The 16,434-nt window shown below is 36.7% G+C and carries 18 protein-coding genes; 6 read left to right on the forward strand and 12 right to left on the reverse strand.

Features of this window, described 5'->3' with window-relative positions; all coding sequences use genetic code 11:
- Positions 1 to 78 precede the first annotated feature (78 nt).
- Both K9M53_RS00860 and K9M53_RS00865 read left to right on the forward strand, forming a co-directional pair.
- Positions 79 to 984, forward strand: a complete 906-nt coding sequence (locus K9M53_RS00860; protein ID WP_224017083.1) for a diacylglycerol/lipid kinase family protein — start codon at positions 79 to 81, stop codon at positions 982 to 984.
- Between the two features lie 53 nt (positions 985 to 1,037).
- On the forward strand, positions 1,038 to 1,142 hold the full coding sequence (locus K9M53_RS00865; protein ID WP_224017085.1) for a 30S ribosomal protein THX: 105 nt from the start codon (positions 1,038 to 1,040) through the stop codon (positions 1,140 to 1,142).
- A 13-nt stretch (positions 1,143 to 1,155) separates the two neighbouring features.
- Here the strand turns inward: K9M53_RS00865 and pdxH are convergent, their stop codons facing one another.
- Together pdxH and K9M53_RS00875 are read right to left on the reverse strand one after the other, a co-directional pair.
- Positions 1,156 to 1,797 (reverse strand): pyridoxamine 5'-phosphate oxidase, encoded by a 642-nt coding sequence (gene pdxH, locus K9M53_RS00870; RefSeq protein ID WP_224017088.1) that lies wholly within the window; start codon positions 1,795 to 1,797, stop codon positions 1,156 to 1,158.
- 46 nt (positions 1,798 to 1,843) lie between these two features.
- Positions 1,844 to 2,347: a hypothetical protein gene (locus K9M53_RS00875; protein ID WP_224017090.1), complete on the reverse strand. Its 504-nt coding sequence runs from the start codon at positions 2,345 to 2,347 to the stop codon at positions 1,844 to 1,846.
- A 181-nt stretch (positions 2,348 to 2,528) separates the two neighbouring features.
- On the opposite strand from K9M53_RS00875, the gene K9M53_RS00880 reads away from it, so the two are divergent.
- From K9M53_RS00880 to K9M53_RS00890, 3 genes are all read left to right on the forward strand, one after another.
- The gene (locus K9M53_RS00880) at positions 2,529 to 3,071 is read left to right on the forward strand and encodes an RNA polymerase sigma factor (protein WP_224017092.1); all 543 of its coding nucleotides are present in this window, start codon (positions 2,529 to 2,531) and stop codon (positions 3,069 to 3,071) included.
- Positions 3,068 to 4,570 (forward strand): hypothetical protein, encoded by a 1,503-nt coding sequence (locus K9M53_RS00885; protein WP_224017094.1) that lies wholly within the window; start codon positions 3,068 to 3,070, stop codon positions 4,568 to 4,570. The genes K9M53_RS00880 and K9M53_RS00885 overlap by 4 nt, the downstream gene beginning before the upstream one ends.
- A 71-nt stretch (positions 4,571 to 4,641) precedes the next feature.
- Complete coding sequence (locus tag K9M53_RS00890; RefSeq protein WP_224017095.1) at positions 4,642 to 5,649, forward strand: hypothetical protein; 1,008 nt, start codon at positions 4,642 to 4,644, stop codon at positions 5,647 to 5,649.
- 74 nt (positions 5,650 to 5,723) lie between these two features.
- On the opposite strand, the gene pyrH is transcribed toward K9M53_RS00890, so the two are convergent.
- The 10 genes from pyrH to K9M53_RS00940 form a co-directional block, all read right to left on the reverse strand.
- Positions 5,724 to 6,437: a UMP kinase gene (pyrH, locus tag K9M53_RS00895; RefSeq protein WP_224017097.1), complete on the reverse strand. Its 714-nt coding sequence runs from the start codon at positions 6,435 to 6,437 to the stop codon at positions 5,724 to 5,726.
- A gap of 138 nt (positions 6,438 to 6,575) precedes the next feature.
- The gene (locus K9M53_RS00900; RefSeq protein WP_224017099.1) at positions 6,576 to 6,848 is read right to left on the reverse strand and encodes an HU family DNA-binding protein; all 273 of its coding nucleotides are present in this window, start codon (positions 6,846 to 6,848) and stop codon (positions 6,576 to 6,578) included.
- A 332-nt stretch (positions 6,849 to 7,180) separates the two neighbouring features.
- A complete protein-coding gene (locus tag K9M53_RS00905) occupies positions 7,181 to 7,951 on the reverse strand; it encodes an exodeoxyribonuclease III (protein ID WP_224017101.1) in 771 nt (256 codons plus the stop codon).
- A gap of 56 nt (positions 7,952 to 8,007) precedes the next feature.
- The gene (gene metH, locus K9M53_RS00910) at positions 8,008 to 10,704 is read right to left on the reverse strand and encodes a methionine synthase (protein WP_224017103.1); all 2,697 of its coding nucleotides are present in this window, start codon (positions 10,702 to 10,704) and stop codon (positions 8,008 to 8,010) included.
- Positions 10,705 to 10,824: 120 nt separating this feature from the next.
- A complete protein-coding gene (locus K9M53_RS00915; RefSeq protein ID WP_224017104.1) occupies positions 10,825 to 11,844 on the reverse strand; it encodes a homocysteine S-methyltransferase family protein in 1,020 nt (339 codons plus the stop codon).
- 297 nt (positions 11,845 to 12,141) lie between these two features.
- Positions 12,142 to 13,047 (reverse strand): DUF5777 family beta-barrel protein, encoded by a 906-nt coding sequence (locus tag K9M53_RS00920; RefSeq protein WP_224017105.1) that lies wholly within the window; start codon positions 13,045 to 13,047, stop codon positions 12,142 to 12,144.
- Positions 13,048 to 13,051: 4 nt separating this feature from the next.
- Positions 13,052 to 13,597 carry a YceI family protein gene (locus tag K9M53_RS00925; RefSeq protein WP_224017107.1) on the reverse strand — a complete coding sequence of 182 codons (546 nt, stop codon included), beginning with the start codon at positions 13,595 to 13,597 and terminating at the stop codon, positions 13,052 to 13,054.
- Between the two features lie 2 nt (positions 13,598 to 13,599).
- A complete protein-coding gene (locus tag K9M53_RS00930) occupies positions 13,600 to 14,040 on the reverse strand; it encodes an OB-fold putative lipoprotein (protein ID WP_224017109.1) in 441 nt (146 codons plus the stop codon).
- Positions 14,041 to 14,090: 50 nt separating this feature from the next.
- Positions 14,091 to 14,711 (reverse strand): recombination mediator RecR, encoded by a 621-nt coding sequence (recR, locus tag K9M53_RS00935; protein WP_255580654.1) that lies wholly within the window; start codon positions 14,709 to 14,711, stop codon positions 14,091 to 14,093.
- A gap of 93 nt (positions 14,712 to 14,804) precedes the next feature.
- Positions 14,805 to 15,401, reverse strand: coding sequence for a ribonuclease HII (locus K9M53_RS00940; protein WP_224017113.1), 597 nt, complete (start codon positions 15,399 to 15,401; stop codon positions 14,805 to 14,807).
- A gap of 66 nt (positions 15,402 to 15,467) precedes the next feature.
- Here K9M53_RS00940 and K9M53_RS00945 point away from each other — a divergent pair, with 66 nt between their 5' ends.
- Positions 15,468 to 16,406, forward strand: coding sequence for a COX15/CtaA family protein (locus K9M53_RS00945; protein ID WP_224017115.1), 939 nt, complete (start codon positions 15,468 to 15,470; stop codon positions 16,404 to 16,406).
- Positions 16,407 to 16,434 lie beyond the last annotated feature (28 nt).

Genomic DNA, 16,434 nt, shown 5'->3' on the forward strand with positions numbered 1-16,434 from the left:
CCAGATAACAGTATCCAATTCTTAATGTAAAGACTTTACAAATCTGTAATTTGCAATCTATAATTTGTCAATCTCACGATGCAGCGTAAAATAATTTATTTTATTAATCCGGTTTCAGGAATACAAGACAAAGCTACACTGCTGAAAATGATCGAGGAGAAAACCCGCCAACGCCAGGTCAAATATGAGATAGAACATACCAATCCACAAGGCAATTATTTTTATTTAAAAGATAAGATAGATGCCGAAAATATTACAGATATAGTTGTTTGCGGAGGAGATGGAACTGTTAATCAGATTGCGAGCGCTTTAATAGATATTGATATAAATGTTGGTATTATTCCTGTGGGAAGCGGTAATGGGCTTGCATTAGCAGCTAAGATCCCCAAGCAAATTGATAAAGCCATTGACTTGATCTTTACGGGCAAAGCTTCTTATATAGACGCTTTTTTTATTAATGATAAGTTCAGCTGCATGTTATGTGGTTTAGGCTTTGATGCACTGGTAGCACATGAGTTTGCCAAACAGCCAAAAAGAGGGTTGGCTACTTACGTAAAACAAACTGCGATACATTTTATTACTGCCGAGCCTTACACGTTTGAATTAACCAGCATGGGAAAAAGCTTTTCTACGCAGGCATATTTTATTTGCATAGCCAACAGCAATCAATTTGGCAACCAGGTTACTATTGCGCCGCAGGCAAGCTTAAATGATGGATTGTTGGATATTGTAGTGGCGCAAAGCACCAGCAAGCCAAAGCTGTTGTGGGAGATAATCAAACAGGTGCGTAAAGGAAAAGTTCAACCCAATCAAAGCGAATATTCAAGGCAAAAAGATATATTGTATTTTCAGACAGATAAGCTAATCATCAATAATCTTTCGATGGCACCCTTGCATATAGATGGAGAGCCTGCTTCTACAGGAAGAAAATTTATCATTGAAACAATTCCGGGTGCATTTAGACTGATACAGCCTGTAGCATAAGCTTAAAATGCTTTATATTTGATCTCTTATTTTATACTAACAACAATTACAACATGGGACGTGGAGACATTAAAACAAAAAAAGGTAAAATAGCAAAAGGTTCTTTCGGTAAAGCAAGACCCGCAAAAGCTAAGAAAGCGGCTGCTAAAAAAGCATAAACTTAACCGTTAGTTAAGGAGCCAGGCGCTCAATTTTCCAATTATTATCTTTTTGTAAGCTATATTGAATTCTGTCATGGAGGCGATTAGGCCTTCCCTGCCAGAATTCAATTTGTTTTGGTACTATACGGTAGCCGCCCCAGTGCGGCGGACGTGGAATGTCTTTTCCTTTGAATTCTTTTTCATAAGCTAAAAAACTTTCCTCGAGCTCATTTCGAGTGCTAACCACTTTGCTTTGAGGCGATGCCCATGCTCCAATACGACTTCCCTCCGGCCGGGAAGCAAAATATACATCACTTTCTTCGGCACTTAATTTTTCAACAGTTCCTTCAATACGAACCTGGCGTTGTAATTCTTTCCAAAAGAAAAGTAACGCAGCCTGTGGATTGGATGCTAATTCCAATCCTTTATCACTTTCATAATTAGTATAAAAACTAAATCCTTTCTCATCAAATCCTTTTAATAAAACAATACGGGCAAATGGTTTTCCGGTAGGTGTTGCGGTAGCCAATGTCATAGCGTTTACTTCATCAATATTACTTTTGATAGCAGCATCCCACCATTTTGAAAATTGCTCTACCGGGTTTGCGGCAACATCCGATTCAGCCAACGACTGTAGTTTATATTCTGTTCTTATATCCGCTATTTTAGTCATCTTAATTTTCTTTTTGAAATTTCAAAATTCCCAATTCCATTGTAAGCTAACTTTCAGCAGCTAGCTTTTCTTTTAATTCATCTCTTTCTCTTTGTACAATTTCCAGCAGGCTTTCTAATTCTGAGATCTGGCTGGTTTGCTGTTGCAATTGCAAATTTCTGTTTTCCATTTCAACCAAACGGGTTTGCAGGTCGGTTAATTGAGTTTGCAGGTAAGTATATTGCTGTTGCATATCTTCCAATTGATGTTCAGTGCTCACGGCTGTGCCTAACTGTTTTTCAAGGTCCATTTCACGGTCGGCAGCACCTTTAGCTTGTTGTCGTAATCGATATAAATGATCTTGTAAAATATCGAGCTCTTCTAATTGATTATCAATATTGCTTTTTGTTTGAGTTACTTCACCCATTTTTCTTTTAAGAGCATCAATTTCTTCATTACGGGTGTCAATTATGTAGCGATACTCTTCCAATTGCGCTTTAAGGCTTTCGTTTTCTGCCATAAAATGCATTAATTGCAGTTGGGTATCATTTGGTTGTGTTGAATCGCTCATTTTTTAACGATACTGATTGCCGATTAGAAATAATTGTTAAATATCCCGTTAATTTAAGCCATCCATAATTAATAGTAAAATATAGCCGGATTTTTTGTAATTTAAACCACTGCAGGCGGGCAGCGTATGATCCGTACAAAGTATCTACGAAAGGTCGAGCCTGCTTAAAACGAAGAGCAATTTGACTGAAGAGCAATTAATAAAAGCTTGCATCAGGGAAGATGCCTCCAGCCAAAAGGAGGTATTTAACCGTTTTAGCGGCCGCATGTTAGGCGTATGTTACCGCTATGCCCGCAATGCAGCAGATGCAGAAGACATTTTGCAGGAAGCTTTTATTAAAGTGTTCAACAAACTTCACCAGTTTAAATTCGAAGGCTCTTTTGAAGGCTGGATACGGAGAATTGTGGTGAACACAGCGCTTAAGAAATATTCAGTTGCCCGTTATGAGAAAGAAATAGTTGGCTACGAGGTGAAGGATAAAGATGAAAGTATACTGGAGCCTTCGGCTTATTCGCACATAACGCAAAAAGAATTGATGGATTTGATTAATAATTTGCCCGATGGCTACAGAATAATTTTTAACCTGTATGTTATAGAAGGTTATCAGCATGATGAAATTGCAGAAATGCTGGGAATTCAACCCGGTACCAGCAGAAGCCAATTAGTAAAAGCCAGAACTATGTTACAAAAGCAAATTTTACAACTGCAAAAAATTGCCGTATGAGTAACGCAGATAACTTTGATGAACATATAAGAAGCGAATTCAGTGATTTTAATCCCCAGGTACCTCGGCATATCTGGGATAATATTGTTGCAGAGCGTGAGCGCAGAAAACCTGCTGGTTTTTGGTTTAATCTTTTTAATAATAAGGCAGGTATGTGGGCAGGATTGATTGCTGCCGGAGTAGTGGGTATATTATTGCTTGCAAAAAATAACAATACTTCTATTACAGACGAATTAAATGAGCAAAAAACTATTACTACTCAACCTATCAACAATAATGCAGGCTTAAAAGATAATAATGCAACGAATGCTGTTGTAGGAGTGAAAGAAAAAACCAATACAACGATAACTGCTTCTAAAGATCTTGTTGCAGCAGAAAAAAATCCGTCTTTCAAAAGAAGTAGAAGTAATACATTGGTTCATTCCGGGAATTCAGAATATAATATCAACAAAGCAAATAACAATAGCAATGCTATTGCAAAAGCAAATAAAGATAATAATATTACAGAGGGTTTGCCATCACAACAAAATACGTTGTCTTTTTATAAAAGATCAAAAGGGAAGTTTTCATCTTTTAAAAGCAGAACAAATAGTGTCATTAATAACGGCTCTGAAGAAGATGTAAATGATATAGCAGAAGATAATATTTCAACAAGTACGACTTTTAATTTCTTAGCATTATCTCAATATTCGCCATCAACAGTAGAAAAAAATTCTTTAGTGATGAATGATAACTTATCACTAAAGAAAAAGCCAACGCCCGATATCAACCTGCCCGAATGTCCTACAATAGAAAAAGACGCTGCAGGAAATAAACGTTATTTTGAAGTGTATTTAGGTCCGGATTATGGAGTAAGAACACTTTCAGATACCGCCAATTCTGTTTACCTGCAAAAAAGAGAAGAAACCAGCCGCTTCACGTATGGATACAGTGCCGGCGTTCGTTACACAAAAGTATTTAGTAACGGAATGAGCGTAAGAGCAGCGCTTAACTACAGCCAGATAAATGAGAAATTTACTTTTATACAAGGCAATATTGTGCAGGTAACTTATACCATCGACCCTAATACAGGCGATACAACAGGTAGTTATACTGTTACAGGCTCCCGTTATAAAACTACCTATAATGCCTATCGCAGCATCGATATTCCATTAACCATCGGTTATGAATTAGGTAATGGAAAAATACATGCAAATATTAATGCAGGAATAGTTGCCAATATTTATAGCTGGCAAAGAGGAGATATATTGGATACTAATTTTAAACCTGTTGATATTACTACCGGCAAAGGATCTACTTTCTATCAATTTAAAACCAATGTAGGCTTAGGCGTTACAGGGGGCGCATCTATTTATTATAAAATAAATGAACAATTGCATTTCCTGGCTGAGCCTTATGTGAGGTATAATTTTCAACCGATGGGTACCAACAATCTTTCATTACAACAAAAATATACTACTATCGGCTTGCGGTTAGGCTTGCGGTTCGATATCCCTTAAAATCCAGTCAGGCAGCACATTTGAGAAGTAAGGTATCTGCTAAGTGTGAAGCTGCAAATAAAATGAAGCTAATGAGAAAAACATACACGATTACATTTTTATTGATAACGTTGGCATGGTTAAGTTCTTGCACTAAAGATACGGATGTGTTTATTGCAGATGCGGGACAAATAACGCAGCCCGATAGCACGTGGTATTCTTCCCTCACTTCTAATATGCCGATAAATGACCTGCAGAAGGGATTACAATTGCGTCCTGATGTAGATACAATAACAATTGATGGGATCAATGATAATTCAATTTATTCTTCTTCGGGTTTAAGCTGTACAATCCCGGCAAATAGCCTTATTGATTCTAATGGCATACCTGTTACCGGAACCATAAATATTGAAAGTTATTTATTGCAAAAAAAAGGAGAATTATTAAGAATGGGATTGCCTACTGTTTGTAATGGTAAATTATTGGTATCTCAAGGTGTCTTTTCAATTGAAGCTAAAAAAGATGGGCAAAAATTGAAGTTTGCAGATAGTGCAATTTTGTCTTTTAGTTATCCCCGCATTATTACAAATCCTCAACAAGCAGTACAAAAAGTACAGCTGTTTGCGGGAAGTGATACCAACGGACAATTTAACTGGAATTTATTACCTCCAAATGATTCTTCAAATTTTATATTGCCAACCGATCAATTATACTTTAGTAATATTACTTATGCAAATTTAAAATGGATCAACTGCGATTATTTTTATGCTGATACTTTAGCAGGAAAAATTACTATCGCCGTAAAGCTACCTCCTTATTTCACTAATGTTAATACAAGTGTAAGTATTGTGTTTGATGATATTCGTTCTGTAACTGGTGCTTTTCCTGATATTGCTTCAAAAAAGTTCAAGAGTGATAAATTACCTGTAGGGCTAAATGCAAAAATTGTAACTGTTACAAAAGATGGTAATTTTTATTACTTAGGCACAAAAGAGTTTACAACAGAGCCACCATCCTCTGATGATGGAACTCAATTGGTAAATGTCACTCCCGGGCGCTGTACATTGAATGATATTAATACATTACTAAATTCTTTATAAACTTTTGCTTGCTTATATATACAAAAGCTTCAGTTTAATTACTGAAGCTTTATTTTTTAAGAGAATTTTTTTGCTTATCCTTTCACCAGTGTTCCTACTTTTTCGCCTGTAACTACTTTTAATAAATTGCCGGGCGTATTCATATCAAAAACAATAATGGGCAAATTATTTTCCATGCAAAGAGTAAATGCAGTCATATCCATTATTTTTAAATTTTTGCTGATGCATTCATTGAAAGTAATGGTTTCGTATTTTTTTGCATTCGGGTCTTTTTCGGGATCAGCTGTGTAAATGCCATCTACCCTGGTTCCTTTTAAGATAACATCTGCATTAATTTCAATAGCTCTTAATGAACCAGCCGTATCCGTTGTGAAATAAGGGTTGCCCGTACCTGCGCCAAAGATGACCACTCTTCCCTTTTCTACATGACGCATCGCTCTTCTGCGTATATAAGGTTCTGCAATTTGTTCCATTTTTATAGCGCTTTGCAAACGGGTGTATACTCCTGCTTTTTCTAAACCACTTTGTAATGCCATCCCATTAATAACTGTTGCCAGCATTCCCATATAATCTCCTTGTGCACGCTCTATGCCTGTTTCCGCTTCATTCATACCACGATAAATATTACCTCCTCCTATAACGATCGCCACTTGCACGCCTAAAGCTGTTACTTGTTTTATATCCTTTGCGTAACGAGAAATCACATCACTATCAATTCCATAGTTTTTATCGCCCATTAATGATTCACCTGAAAGTTTTAATAAGATCCGTTTGTAAGCAACAGCCATTATAATTATTTTTTAATAGAAATTTTTGTGAGAAAATTAATGAACACAAATATCATTAATCATTTTTAAAAGTAATGCTTAAAAAAAAGCAAGATATAAATGAATATATCTTGCTTTTTTAATGCGATTGGTCAAGCATTACAATTTAGCTGATAATTCTTTACCCGCTTTAAACTTAGCTACTTTTTTAGCTTTGATTTTGATAACAGCACCTGTTTGTGGGTTACGTCCGTTACGTGCAGCTCTTTTTGAAACAGAGAAAGTTCCAAATCCAACTAAAGTAACTTTACCGCCACCTTTTAAAGTTTTAGTAACTGCTTCTACAAAAGAATCTAAAGCTGCATTAGCTTGAGTTTTTGTAATCTCAGCATCATCTGCAATTTTTGCAATTAATTCTGCCTTGTTTGCCATAATAAGTGTGTTTGATTTTTTAACGGTAACAAATATAGAGGCTTTTTAATTGCAACAAAATTTTTTCTATGATTTTTTATTGTGAAGATTTTGCTGTAATGTAGTATTGGCGTGGGATTTGTGAAAAATTATAGAGTATATTTTATAAGTTGTAAATTGAATGATAGGCTGAAATGCTTGACAGGCAAGGGTTTTAAGAGATTGTCTTTGAAAGCCTGTATTCATGCGGGTTTGCGGCAATATACAAATGTTTTATTCTTAAAAAAGAATTAATTTTTGTTTTGCACATTTATTGCACAGGAGATATTATTGACAACAAATAAAGATGAATACTATTTTGTTTTTATTTCCAGAAAGATCGGGCAGTGATCACTTTGCTTTACATCAGGATAAATATCGGCGCTTACCAATTGCTTTTTTAACGGCTCTGTTACTGTAATATAATCGATACGCCATCCCTTATTATTTAATCGAACACTTGGAAAGCGCTGGCTCCACCAACTATAACGATGCGGTTCTGTATGAAATTCCCGAAATGTATCGATCCATCCGCTTGCTAAGAACTTATCCATCCATGCTCTTTCTTCAGGTAAAAAACCACTGCTGTTTTTATTTCCTTTCGGATCATGTATGTCGATTTCTTTGTGTGCAATATTATAATCGCCACACAATATGATTTTAGGATGTTTCTTTTTTAATTCATTCAGATAATTATAAAATTCATCCAGCCATTTATATTTGAATTGCTGGCGTTCATCGCCGCTTGTGCCAGATGGAAAATAGGCATTGATCAATCGTATATCGCCAAAGTCCAATTGTATTACTCTTCCTTCATCGTCGCTTGCACCATGCCCATTCCCAAAAACAACATTTGTTGGTTTTATTTTTGTAAATACGGCAACGCCACTGTATCCTTTCTTTTGCGCACTGAACCAATGATGTTCAAAGCCCAACGCTTCCAACAGTTTCACATCAACATCATCTTTGGTCGCTTTTGTTTCCTGCAGACAAATAATATCAGCAGGATCTGTTTTTAACCAATCAATAATGCCTTTTTTTAAAGCAGCACGAATGCCATTTACATTATAAGAGACGATGCGCATGATGTGTTAGATTTTTGAATTTTGTGTATAGATAAACTCTTTGCGCTTAAAATATTTTAAGCATACTCTAAAATAGGACTTAACCATCTTTCTATTTCTTCAATAGGCATTTCCTTTCTTTCAGCGTAGTTCACTACCTGGTCTTTTTCAATTTTGCCAACGCCAAAATATTTACTTTCAGGATTAGCAAAATACCAACCGCAAACCGAAGCCGCAGGATACATCGCCAATGATTCAGTTAATGTAATACCGGTTGCTTCTTTACCTCCTAATAGATTAAATAATTTATATTTTTCTGTATGATCAGGACAAGCAGGATAGCCCGGTGCCGGACGAATGCCTAAATATTTTTCAGCGATCAGGTCTTCATTGCTTAAATGTTCATCTTTTGCATAACCCCACAATTCTTTTCGTGTTCTTGTATGTAATAATTCTGCAAATCCTTCTGCTAAACGATCAGCCAATGCTTGTAAAGTGATTTTATTATAATCATCATGTGCTACCTCAAACTTTTTAATATGTGGTTCAATACCCTCAATAGTTACAGAAAATGCACCAATATGATCCTGGTAATTTTTTTCTGCAGGAGCAATAAAATCTGCCAACGACATATTCGGTTGGCCTTCTGCCTTCTTAATTTGCTGACGTAAAAACTCTAATTTTAAAGTTGATGAATTTGCTTTTACATCTACTGTATCAGCAGCAATTTTATTAGCCGGCCAAAAACCAACAACACCTTTTGCACTTAACCACTTTTCATCAATGATCTGTTGGAGTAATTTTTTAGCATCATTATAAAGCTTGGTTGCTTCTGCACCTACTTTTTCATCGCTTAATATTTGAGGAAATTTACCGTGCAATTCCCATGCAATGAAGAAGGGCTGCCAATCTATGTATTCAGCGATTTCAGCTAAAGAATAATTTTCAAAAATCTTTGTTCCGGTAAATGTTGGGGCCACCGGAGTGAATTTATCCCAATCAACTTTAAAAACATTTTTTTGCGCTTCTTCAAAACGTAAATAATTTTTTATCACTTTCTTCTTACCAAAGTCTTCTTTTATTTTATCATATTCTTTTTTAACTGCTTGAAGAAAGCCTGGTTTTTGCTCTTTGCTTAATAAGCTACCAGCTACGGTTACACTACGACTTGCATCCAATACATGAATAACGCCATTGTCATATTCCGGTGCGATCTTTACAGCGGTATGTGTACGGCTTGTAGTGGCACCCCCGATCAATAGTGGAATATCCAGTTGCTGGCGTTTCATTTCTTTGCCAATATGCACCATTTCATCTAAAGAAGGAGTGATCAATCCGCTTAACCCAATAATATCAACATTGTGCTTTTTTGCTTCTGTTAAAATTTTATCCGCAGGAACCATCACACCCAAATCAATAATATCATACCCATTACAACCTAATACAACACCCACAATGTTTTTACCAATATCGTGCACATCGCCTTTTACAGTTGCCAACAATATTTTTGCAGCACCGCCTTGTTGTGCATTGGGATTATTTCTTTTTTCTTCTTCGATGAAAGGAGTTAAAACAGCCACGGCTTTTTTCATTACACGAGCGCTCTTAACTACCTGTGGCAAAAACATTTTACCTGCGCCGAATAGATCACCCACAATGTTCATTCCATCCATTAGCGGACCTTCGATCACCTCCAACGGCCTTGGATATTTTTGACGAGCTTCTTCTGTGTCAGCATCAATATAATCAGTAATACCGTTCACTAATGAATGTGCCAAACGTTTTTCAACCGGTTCATTACGCCATGCTTCATCTTTAACTTCTACTTTGCCTTTTGCTTTTACAGTATCTGCAAATGTGATCAGTTTTTCAGTAGCGCCGTTATCATCATTATTTTTATTAAGAATAACGTCTTCGCATAATTGTTTTAATGTTGGCTCAATATCATCGTAAATAACCAATGCGCCAGCATTTACAATGCCCATATCCATGCCCGCTTTTATAGCATGATACAAGAACACGCTATGAATGGCTTCACGCACATGGTCATTACCTCTGAAAGAAAAGGAAACGTTACTTACACCACCGCTTACTTTCGTCAGCGGCATTAGCCTTTTTATTTCACGGGTTGCTTCAATAAAATCAACTGCATAATTATTGTGTTCTTCAATACCGGTAGCAACGGCAAAAATGTTCGGATCAAAAATGATGTCTTGCGGAGCGAAACCAACCTGCTCCGTTAATATTTTATACGCACGATGACATATTTCTATTTTACGAGCTTCTGTATCTGCCTGACCAACTTCATCAAACGCCATTACAATTACGGATGCACCATAACTTTTACAAACGAAAGCCTGCTCAATGAATTTTGCTTCGCCTTCTTTCATTGAAATAGAGTTCACAATACACTTGCCTTGCACACACTTTAAACCAGCTTCAATAATTTCAAACTTACTACTGTCGATCATCACCGGGATTTTTGCAATGTCCGGTTCAGCCTGCAATAAGTTTAAAAATGTTGTCATTGCCGAAACGCCTTCCAGCAAGGCGTCGTCCATGTTTACGTCAATTATCTGTGCACCGCCTTCCACTTGCTGACGAGCGACACTCAACGCTTCTTCATAATTTCCTTCTTTAATTAAACGTGCAAATTTTTTACTACCGGTAACGTTTGTACGCTCACCAACGTTTACAAAATTTGTTTCCGGACGAACAACTAAAGGCTCCAATCCGCTTAAACGTAAAAAAGGTTTTATAATATTTTGTTCCATTTTTTGTACTTAGCTTTTATGCTACTATTAAGCATTGTCGTGAACTTGTTCTGTTATCCATTTCTTTCAGTGAAAGAAATGAGATAATCTCTCTTGCACGACACAATTCTATTCATCTATCTATGCAAAACTTTCTTCCACAACAGGTAATTGTCTTGTTGTGAATTTTTTCACTGCATCTGCCATGTGTTTAATATGATCTGGAGTTGTGCCGCAACAACCACCAACAATATTTAAGAATCCTTCTTTTGCCCACTCTTCAATGATATGCGCTGTTTCATGCGGCTCTTCATCATACTCGCCAAAAGCATTTGGCAAACCTGCGTTGGGATAAGCAGATACAGCACAAGTGGCTATCTGCGATAACTCTTCAATGTGCGGACGCATTTGCGTAGCACCTAAGGCACAATTTAATCCAACACTTAAAGGATTGGCATGTGCTACAGAAATATAAAATGCTTCCAATGTTTGGCCGCTTAAAGTTCTTCCTGAAGCATCGGTAATAGTTCCCGAGATCATTATCGGTAATTCAGGGAGGTTATTATTTCTGAAATAATTTTTTGCAGCGTAGATAGCCGCTTTTGCGTTTAATGTATCAAAAATTGTTTCGATCAATAATACATCTGCTCCGCCGTCAACCAAGCCTTTTATTTGTTCGGTATATGCAATGGCTACTTCATCAAATGTTACTGCACGGTAACCGGGATTGTTTACATCAGGCGATAAGCTTAATGTTTTATTTAACGGTCCGATGGCACCTGCAACAAAACGTGGTTTGCTGGGATCTTTTTTTGTGTATTCATCGGCTGCTCTGCGTGCACATTGTGCAGATGCGACATTTAATTCGTATGCCAATGCCTGCATATCGTAATCTGCCTGGGCAATAGTAGTGCTGCTGAATGTATTGGTTTCAATAATATCAGCACCGGCTTCCAAATATTGTTTGTGAATGCCTTCAATAATTTGTGGTTGCGTAATGCTCAACAGATCGTTATTACCTTTTACATCAGTATGCCAATCTTTAAAGCGTTCGCCGCGATAATCTGCTTCTTCTAATTTATGACGCTGTATCATAGTGCCCATTGCGCCATCAATAATTAATATTCTTTCTTTAAGACAGTCTTGAATTGTTTTGCTCATAACTTTTTCCTCCTTTTGCCTTTGTCTTTTTTGACGGAAAGGCATTTTTGTTTTTAGACAGTAACGAGTTTATTGTTGAAATTGGTATGCCGTTTAAGTGAGTGACACAACGATGTTGAACATAGTTGTTAAGCTGACCCCAAAAAATCAATGTATAAACTGATAAACGACAATCAACCTGTGAGAGTTATAGAGATTGGTTCGTTTATTAGTTCGATTTTTACAGGCTGAACAATAAACAAATCCGCCTGAATTGCGGAGGCAAAGTTAATGGATGTATTACGGATTACAAAATGTTTACCAGCCGGACTTTGCCTTTTTGGAAACATTGAAAACACGGGAAAGATTGAATCCAAAGCCGATCTCGCCCTTATCCCACTTACCCGTGGTTTCGGCAATGAAAGCCTTGTCTGTCATACCTTGTGTGTTGGTGAAATGGAGCTGGAATACGTGACCGCCGGTTTCAATATCAATACCAATGGAAAGAACGTTGGCGGAGCCGGGCTCCTGTGTAGAAGGTAATTGGTAATAGTATTCTGCATTAAGGCTCATGTGCCGGGTAATTTTTTGGCGACCGCCGATGCCAATGGCAAAATCAACCGGGTGTGAGAAAGAAAAGAACGAAGCCTGGTCTTTTACAATGAAGGCTGGCATTATTTGCAAGGATAAATTTTCAGAGAATTTTCTTCCGATCACTAAAGTTGTTGCTACGCTTGTTCTGTCTGCCGCATCAAGCGTTTTGCCAATCACTTCATCTTTTAGCGTATTGTAAGCTACTGTAGCAGCAAGGTCTACTGTTACAGGCATATTGATTTTGCCGGTTGATTGGCGTAATATTTTCCACTTGAAAAATGCATCATATGTTTTTTGATAAGTAGTATGCCCGATACCGACCATTAGTGATTTACTGATTCCATAATCAAAACCGAGGCGCATAGAAGCATTGTCTAAACCAAAAAATTCATAAGCGCCACCGTTTAATGAACTAAAGCGATGATCGATACGAAGATCCAAAACTCCGGGAGCTGTTGTTTCTACAGATTGTCCGTTTATTAAGCGGGTGGTTTTAAAAGTAGCAGTAGTATAAATGGTTTTGGCGGAGTCCTTTTCTAACTGAGCCATTACATCTGTAGTGTCTTGAGCAATTGTATAGTTACTGAAACAGAAAATGAAAATGAAAGCAGGTAGTATTTTTTTTATCATAGCATTATATTTTGTTTGGATAGGTGCAAGCCACCGTTATTTCAATAGTTTCGGCAACATTGTTTTTTACAATGCTGATGTTTATTTTATAATCTGATAAATTGATCTTGAATTTTGAATTGGAAGAGATAACGCCGTTTTTAACAGTGATGGTTCCGGTTGCAGTTACTTTATTAGTAACGCCGTGAATGAAAAGATCACCGGTTACTGTAGTATTGTACGTTCCGTCTTTAGTAAAATTGATATCGCTGAGGTTGGTGATCTTTCCTTTAAAAGTTGATTTTGGATACTTTTCACTTTCCATGTAATCTTCATTAAAATGCTCTTCCATAGTGGCTTTTGGAAAGTGAAAGCCTGTATTTAATAAAGAGAATTGAATTTCGCCTGTGGCCGGATTGATAACGCTTAATACTTCGTTGTTATCTGCTTTAATGTCTTCCAGCTTAGCCTTGGAATAAAAAGAGATCAAGCCGTTTTTAGTATAAAACTTTTGTGCATTGCTGCCAATAACAGCAAACAAACACAATATTGAAATGAATATCTTTTTCATAATTAATTATTTTCTGCAACATAACATCTTACCAAAATAACATCGCCGGGTATGCCCAGGTCTGCATCGCCGCCGTTGTAACCGTTGCATATTCCTTTAAGGGTTATGGTATGATCGAATATGATATTATTTATATCGCCTTCCATGGTACAATTGATAGATGCGTTTTGTTGCGCTGTGTTTAACAGTATGATTTTTTGTTTTAAATTATTTATACTAGAATCGGCAATAACACCGGTTACTTCAACGATCTTGTTTAGATATTTTGTTCTTGCTGCCGCCGAATCTTTAATAAAGCTATTGTACAATTCATTGGCTGTTACTTTGATGGCTGTTGCATCTTTTACATCTTTATGCGGCTTGTTCCACATATAAAATCCAACTGCGCCGGCAACTGCAATAATAAAAACTATTATTAAAATTATTTTGAATCTATTGCTCATTGGTGAAATACTATCGGTTATAAATGAAGCTTGGTTGCCTTCGTAAATAATTATCCTTCATTAATATAATGCTCTACCGGAATACGATTACTGATGCTTTTTGCCAGGGTCATTTCATCGGCATATTCCAGTTCGCCGCCAAATGCAATACCACGGGCAATGGTGGTAATCTTAACCGGGGTATTTTTTAATTTCTTACTAATATAGTAGACTGTTGTATCGCCTTGTATATTGGGGTTGAGCGCAAAAATGATCTCTTTGATTTCTTCCTTTGAAATACGCTGTATCAATGAATCGATATTCAATTGTTCGGGACCAATTCCATCCAAAGGAGAAATAATTCCGCCCAATACATGATAAACCCCATTGAACTGTTGTGTACTCTCTATCGCAATCACGTCTCGAATAGTTTCCACCACACAAAGCGTTTCATGCAGGCGTGAGCGATTGGAGCAAATATTGCACAAGTCATTATCAGAGATATTGTAGCAGCGGCTGCAAAAGCGAATCTCATCCCGCATTTTAGTAATAGTATCGCCAAAATAATTTACTTCGCCTTTATCTTGCTTAATAAGATGTAAGACCAAACGTAAGGCAGTTTTTTTACCAATGCCGGGAAGCTTTGCAAATTCATTTACCGCATTTTCTAAAAGAGAAGAAGAAAAAACCATATCCAAAATTAATTAAACTTTTCTCACAGAGATACAGAGATCACAGAGTATAAAATTTGTTGCTCTTCGAGCGCTTTGTGTACTCTGTGAGACCTAAAATATTTGTAATTGCGCAGGAATAATATTGAAGCTCTTGCGGTGGTATTTACAAATTCCGTGTTCTTCAATAGCCCGGCGATGCTCGGCTGTGCCGTAGCCTTTATTACTTGTCCAGCCATAATGTGGAAATTCATCGTGCAATTGCTGCATGTATTCATCCCGGTAGGTTTTGGCTAAAATACTTGCAGCGGCAATGGATGCGTATTTGCCATCGCCTTCAACTATACAGTGATGGGAGATTTCTTTATATGCTTTAAATCGATTGCCATCTACCAACAAACTTTCGGGAATAATTGACAATGCATCTAAAGCCAGGTGCATGGCTTTAAAAGATGCCTGCAAAATATTTATGATATCTATTTCATCATTATCTATAGATGCTACAGCATAAGCAATGCTTTCTTTTTCGATTATTGGACGAAGGAGATTTCTGACTGATTCTTTTAATTGTTTACTGTCGTTTAATAATGGATGATAAAAGTTTTTAGGAAGAATAACAGCTGCCGCAAACACAGGTCCTGCATAACAACCACGACCGGCTTCATCCAAACCGGCTTCAACTAATTTTTTATTAAAAAAAGATTGCAGCATTAAAAATAATTGCAGGTAACAAAAATAACATTGTTGCTTTACTAACTTTGCGGCAATTTATTCACAATGCGATTTATTAAAGGTTGGATAGTTGCAACGTTTGTTCTTACTTTTTTAGTAATTATTGCAGGCGGAGTGGTGCGAACTACACAAAGCGGAATGGGTTGCCCGGATTGGCCAACCTGTTTTGGTAAATGGATACCACCAACCAATGCATCTGAATTGCCTCCCGATTTTGAAAAGTATTTACGTAAGCAGGATATTGATCATACGTTTAATGCCTTTCACACCTGGATAGAATATTTTAATAGATTGTTTGGGGCATTATTGGGCTTGTTTGCTATTGTGCAAGTTGCATTGCTGTTTCCTAAAAAAGAAAGCTATAAAAAAACATATCGATTATCTGTTGCTTACCTGGCTATAGTGTTACTCACCGGAATTTTTGGGGCAATTGTAGTAAAGTTAAATCTGTCTCATGCAAGTATTTCTGTTCATTTATTTTTTGCGTTATTGTTATTACAAATTCAACTGGCGTTAATACTTTCACTTAAATCATCTTTAGCCGCTATTCATGTAGAAAAAAGAGTAATTCAATGGCTGGTTATTTTTTTAGCATTATTAGTAATACAGGTATCCTTAGGTACTAATGTGAGAATGTATGTAGATAATGTTTCCAAAATCTTACATTACGAACAGAGGGAAACCTGGCTGGCTGCCACGCCTGTAGCTTTTTTAATTCATCGTAGTTTTTCCTGGGTAGTATTGTTAAGTATAATTGGCATCAGCTGGTATTGCAGAAATAATCAGCTTATAAATAAGAAAATATTCTTGTTAGCTACCATTATCATAGCAAGCATGATAACCGGCATTGTTCTTTTTTATGCTGATATGCCTGCCGTTGCTCAACCAATACACTTGTTCTTAGCAAGCTGCGCCATTACACAAACCATTTCTATTTTACTTCAGACTAAAACAAATAAGGTTTCGGATACGTTAAATAGCTAGCAAGCTGTACAGATTTTGTTGATTGTGT

The sequence above is a fragment of the Ferruginibacter albus genome, assembly GCF_020042285.1.
Taxonomy (GTDB): Bacteria; Bacteroidota; Bacteroidia; order Chitinophagales; family Chitinophagaceae; genus Ferruginibacter; species Ferruginibacter albus.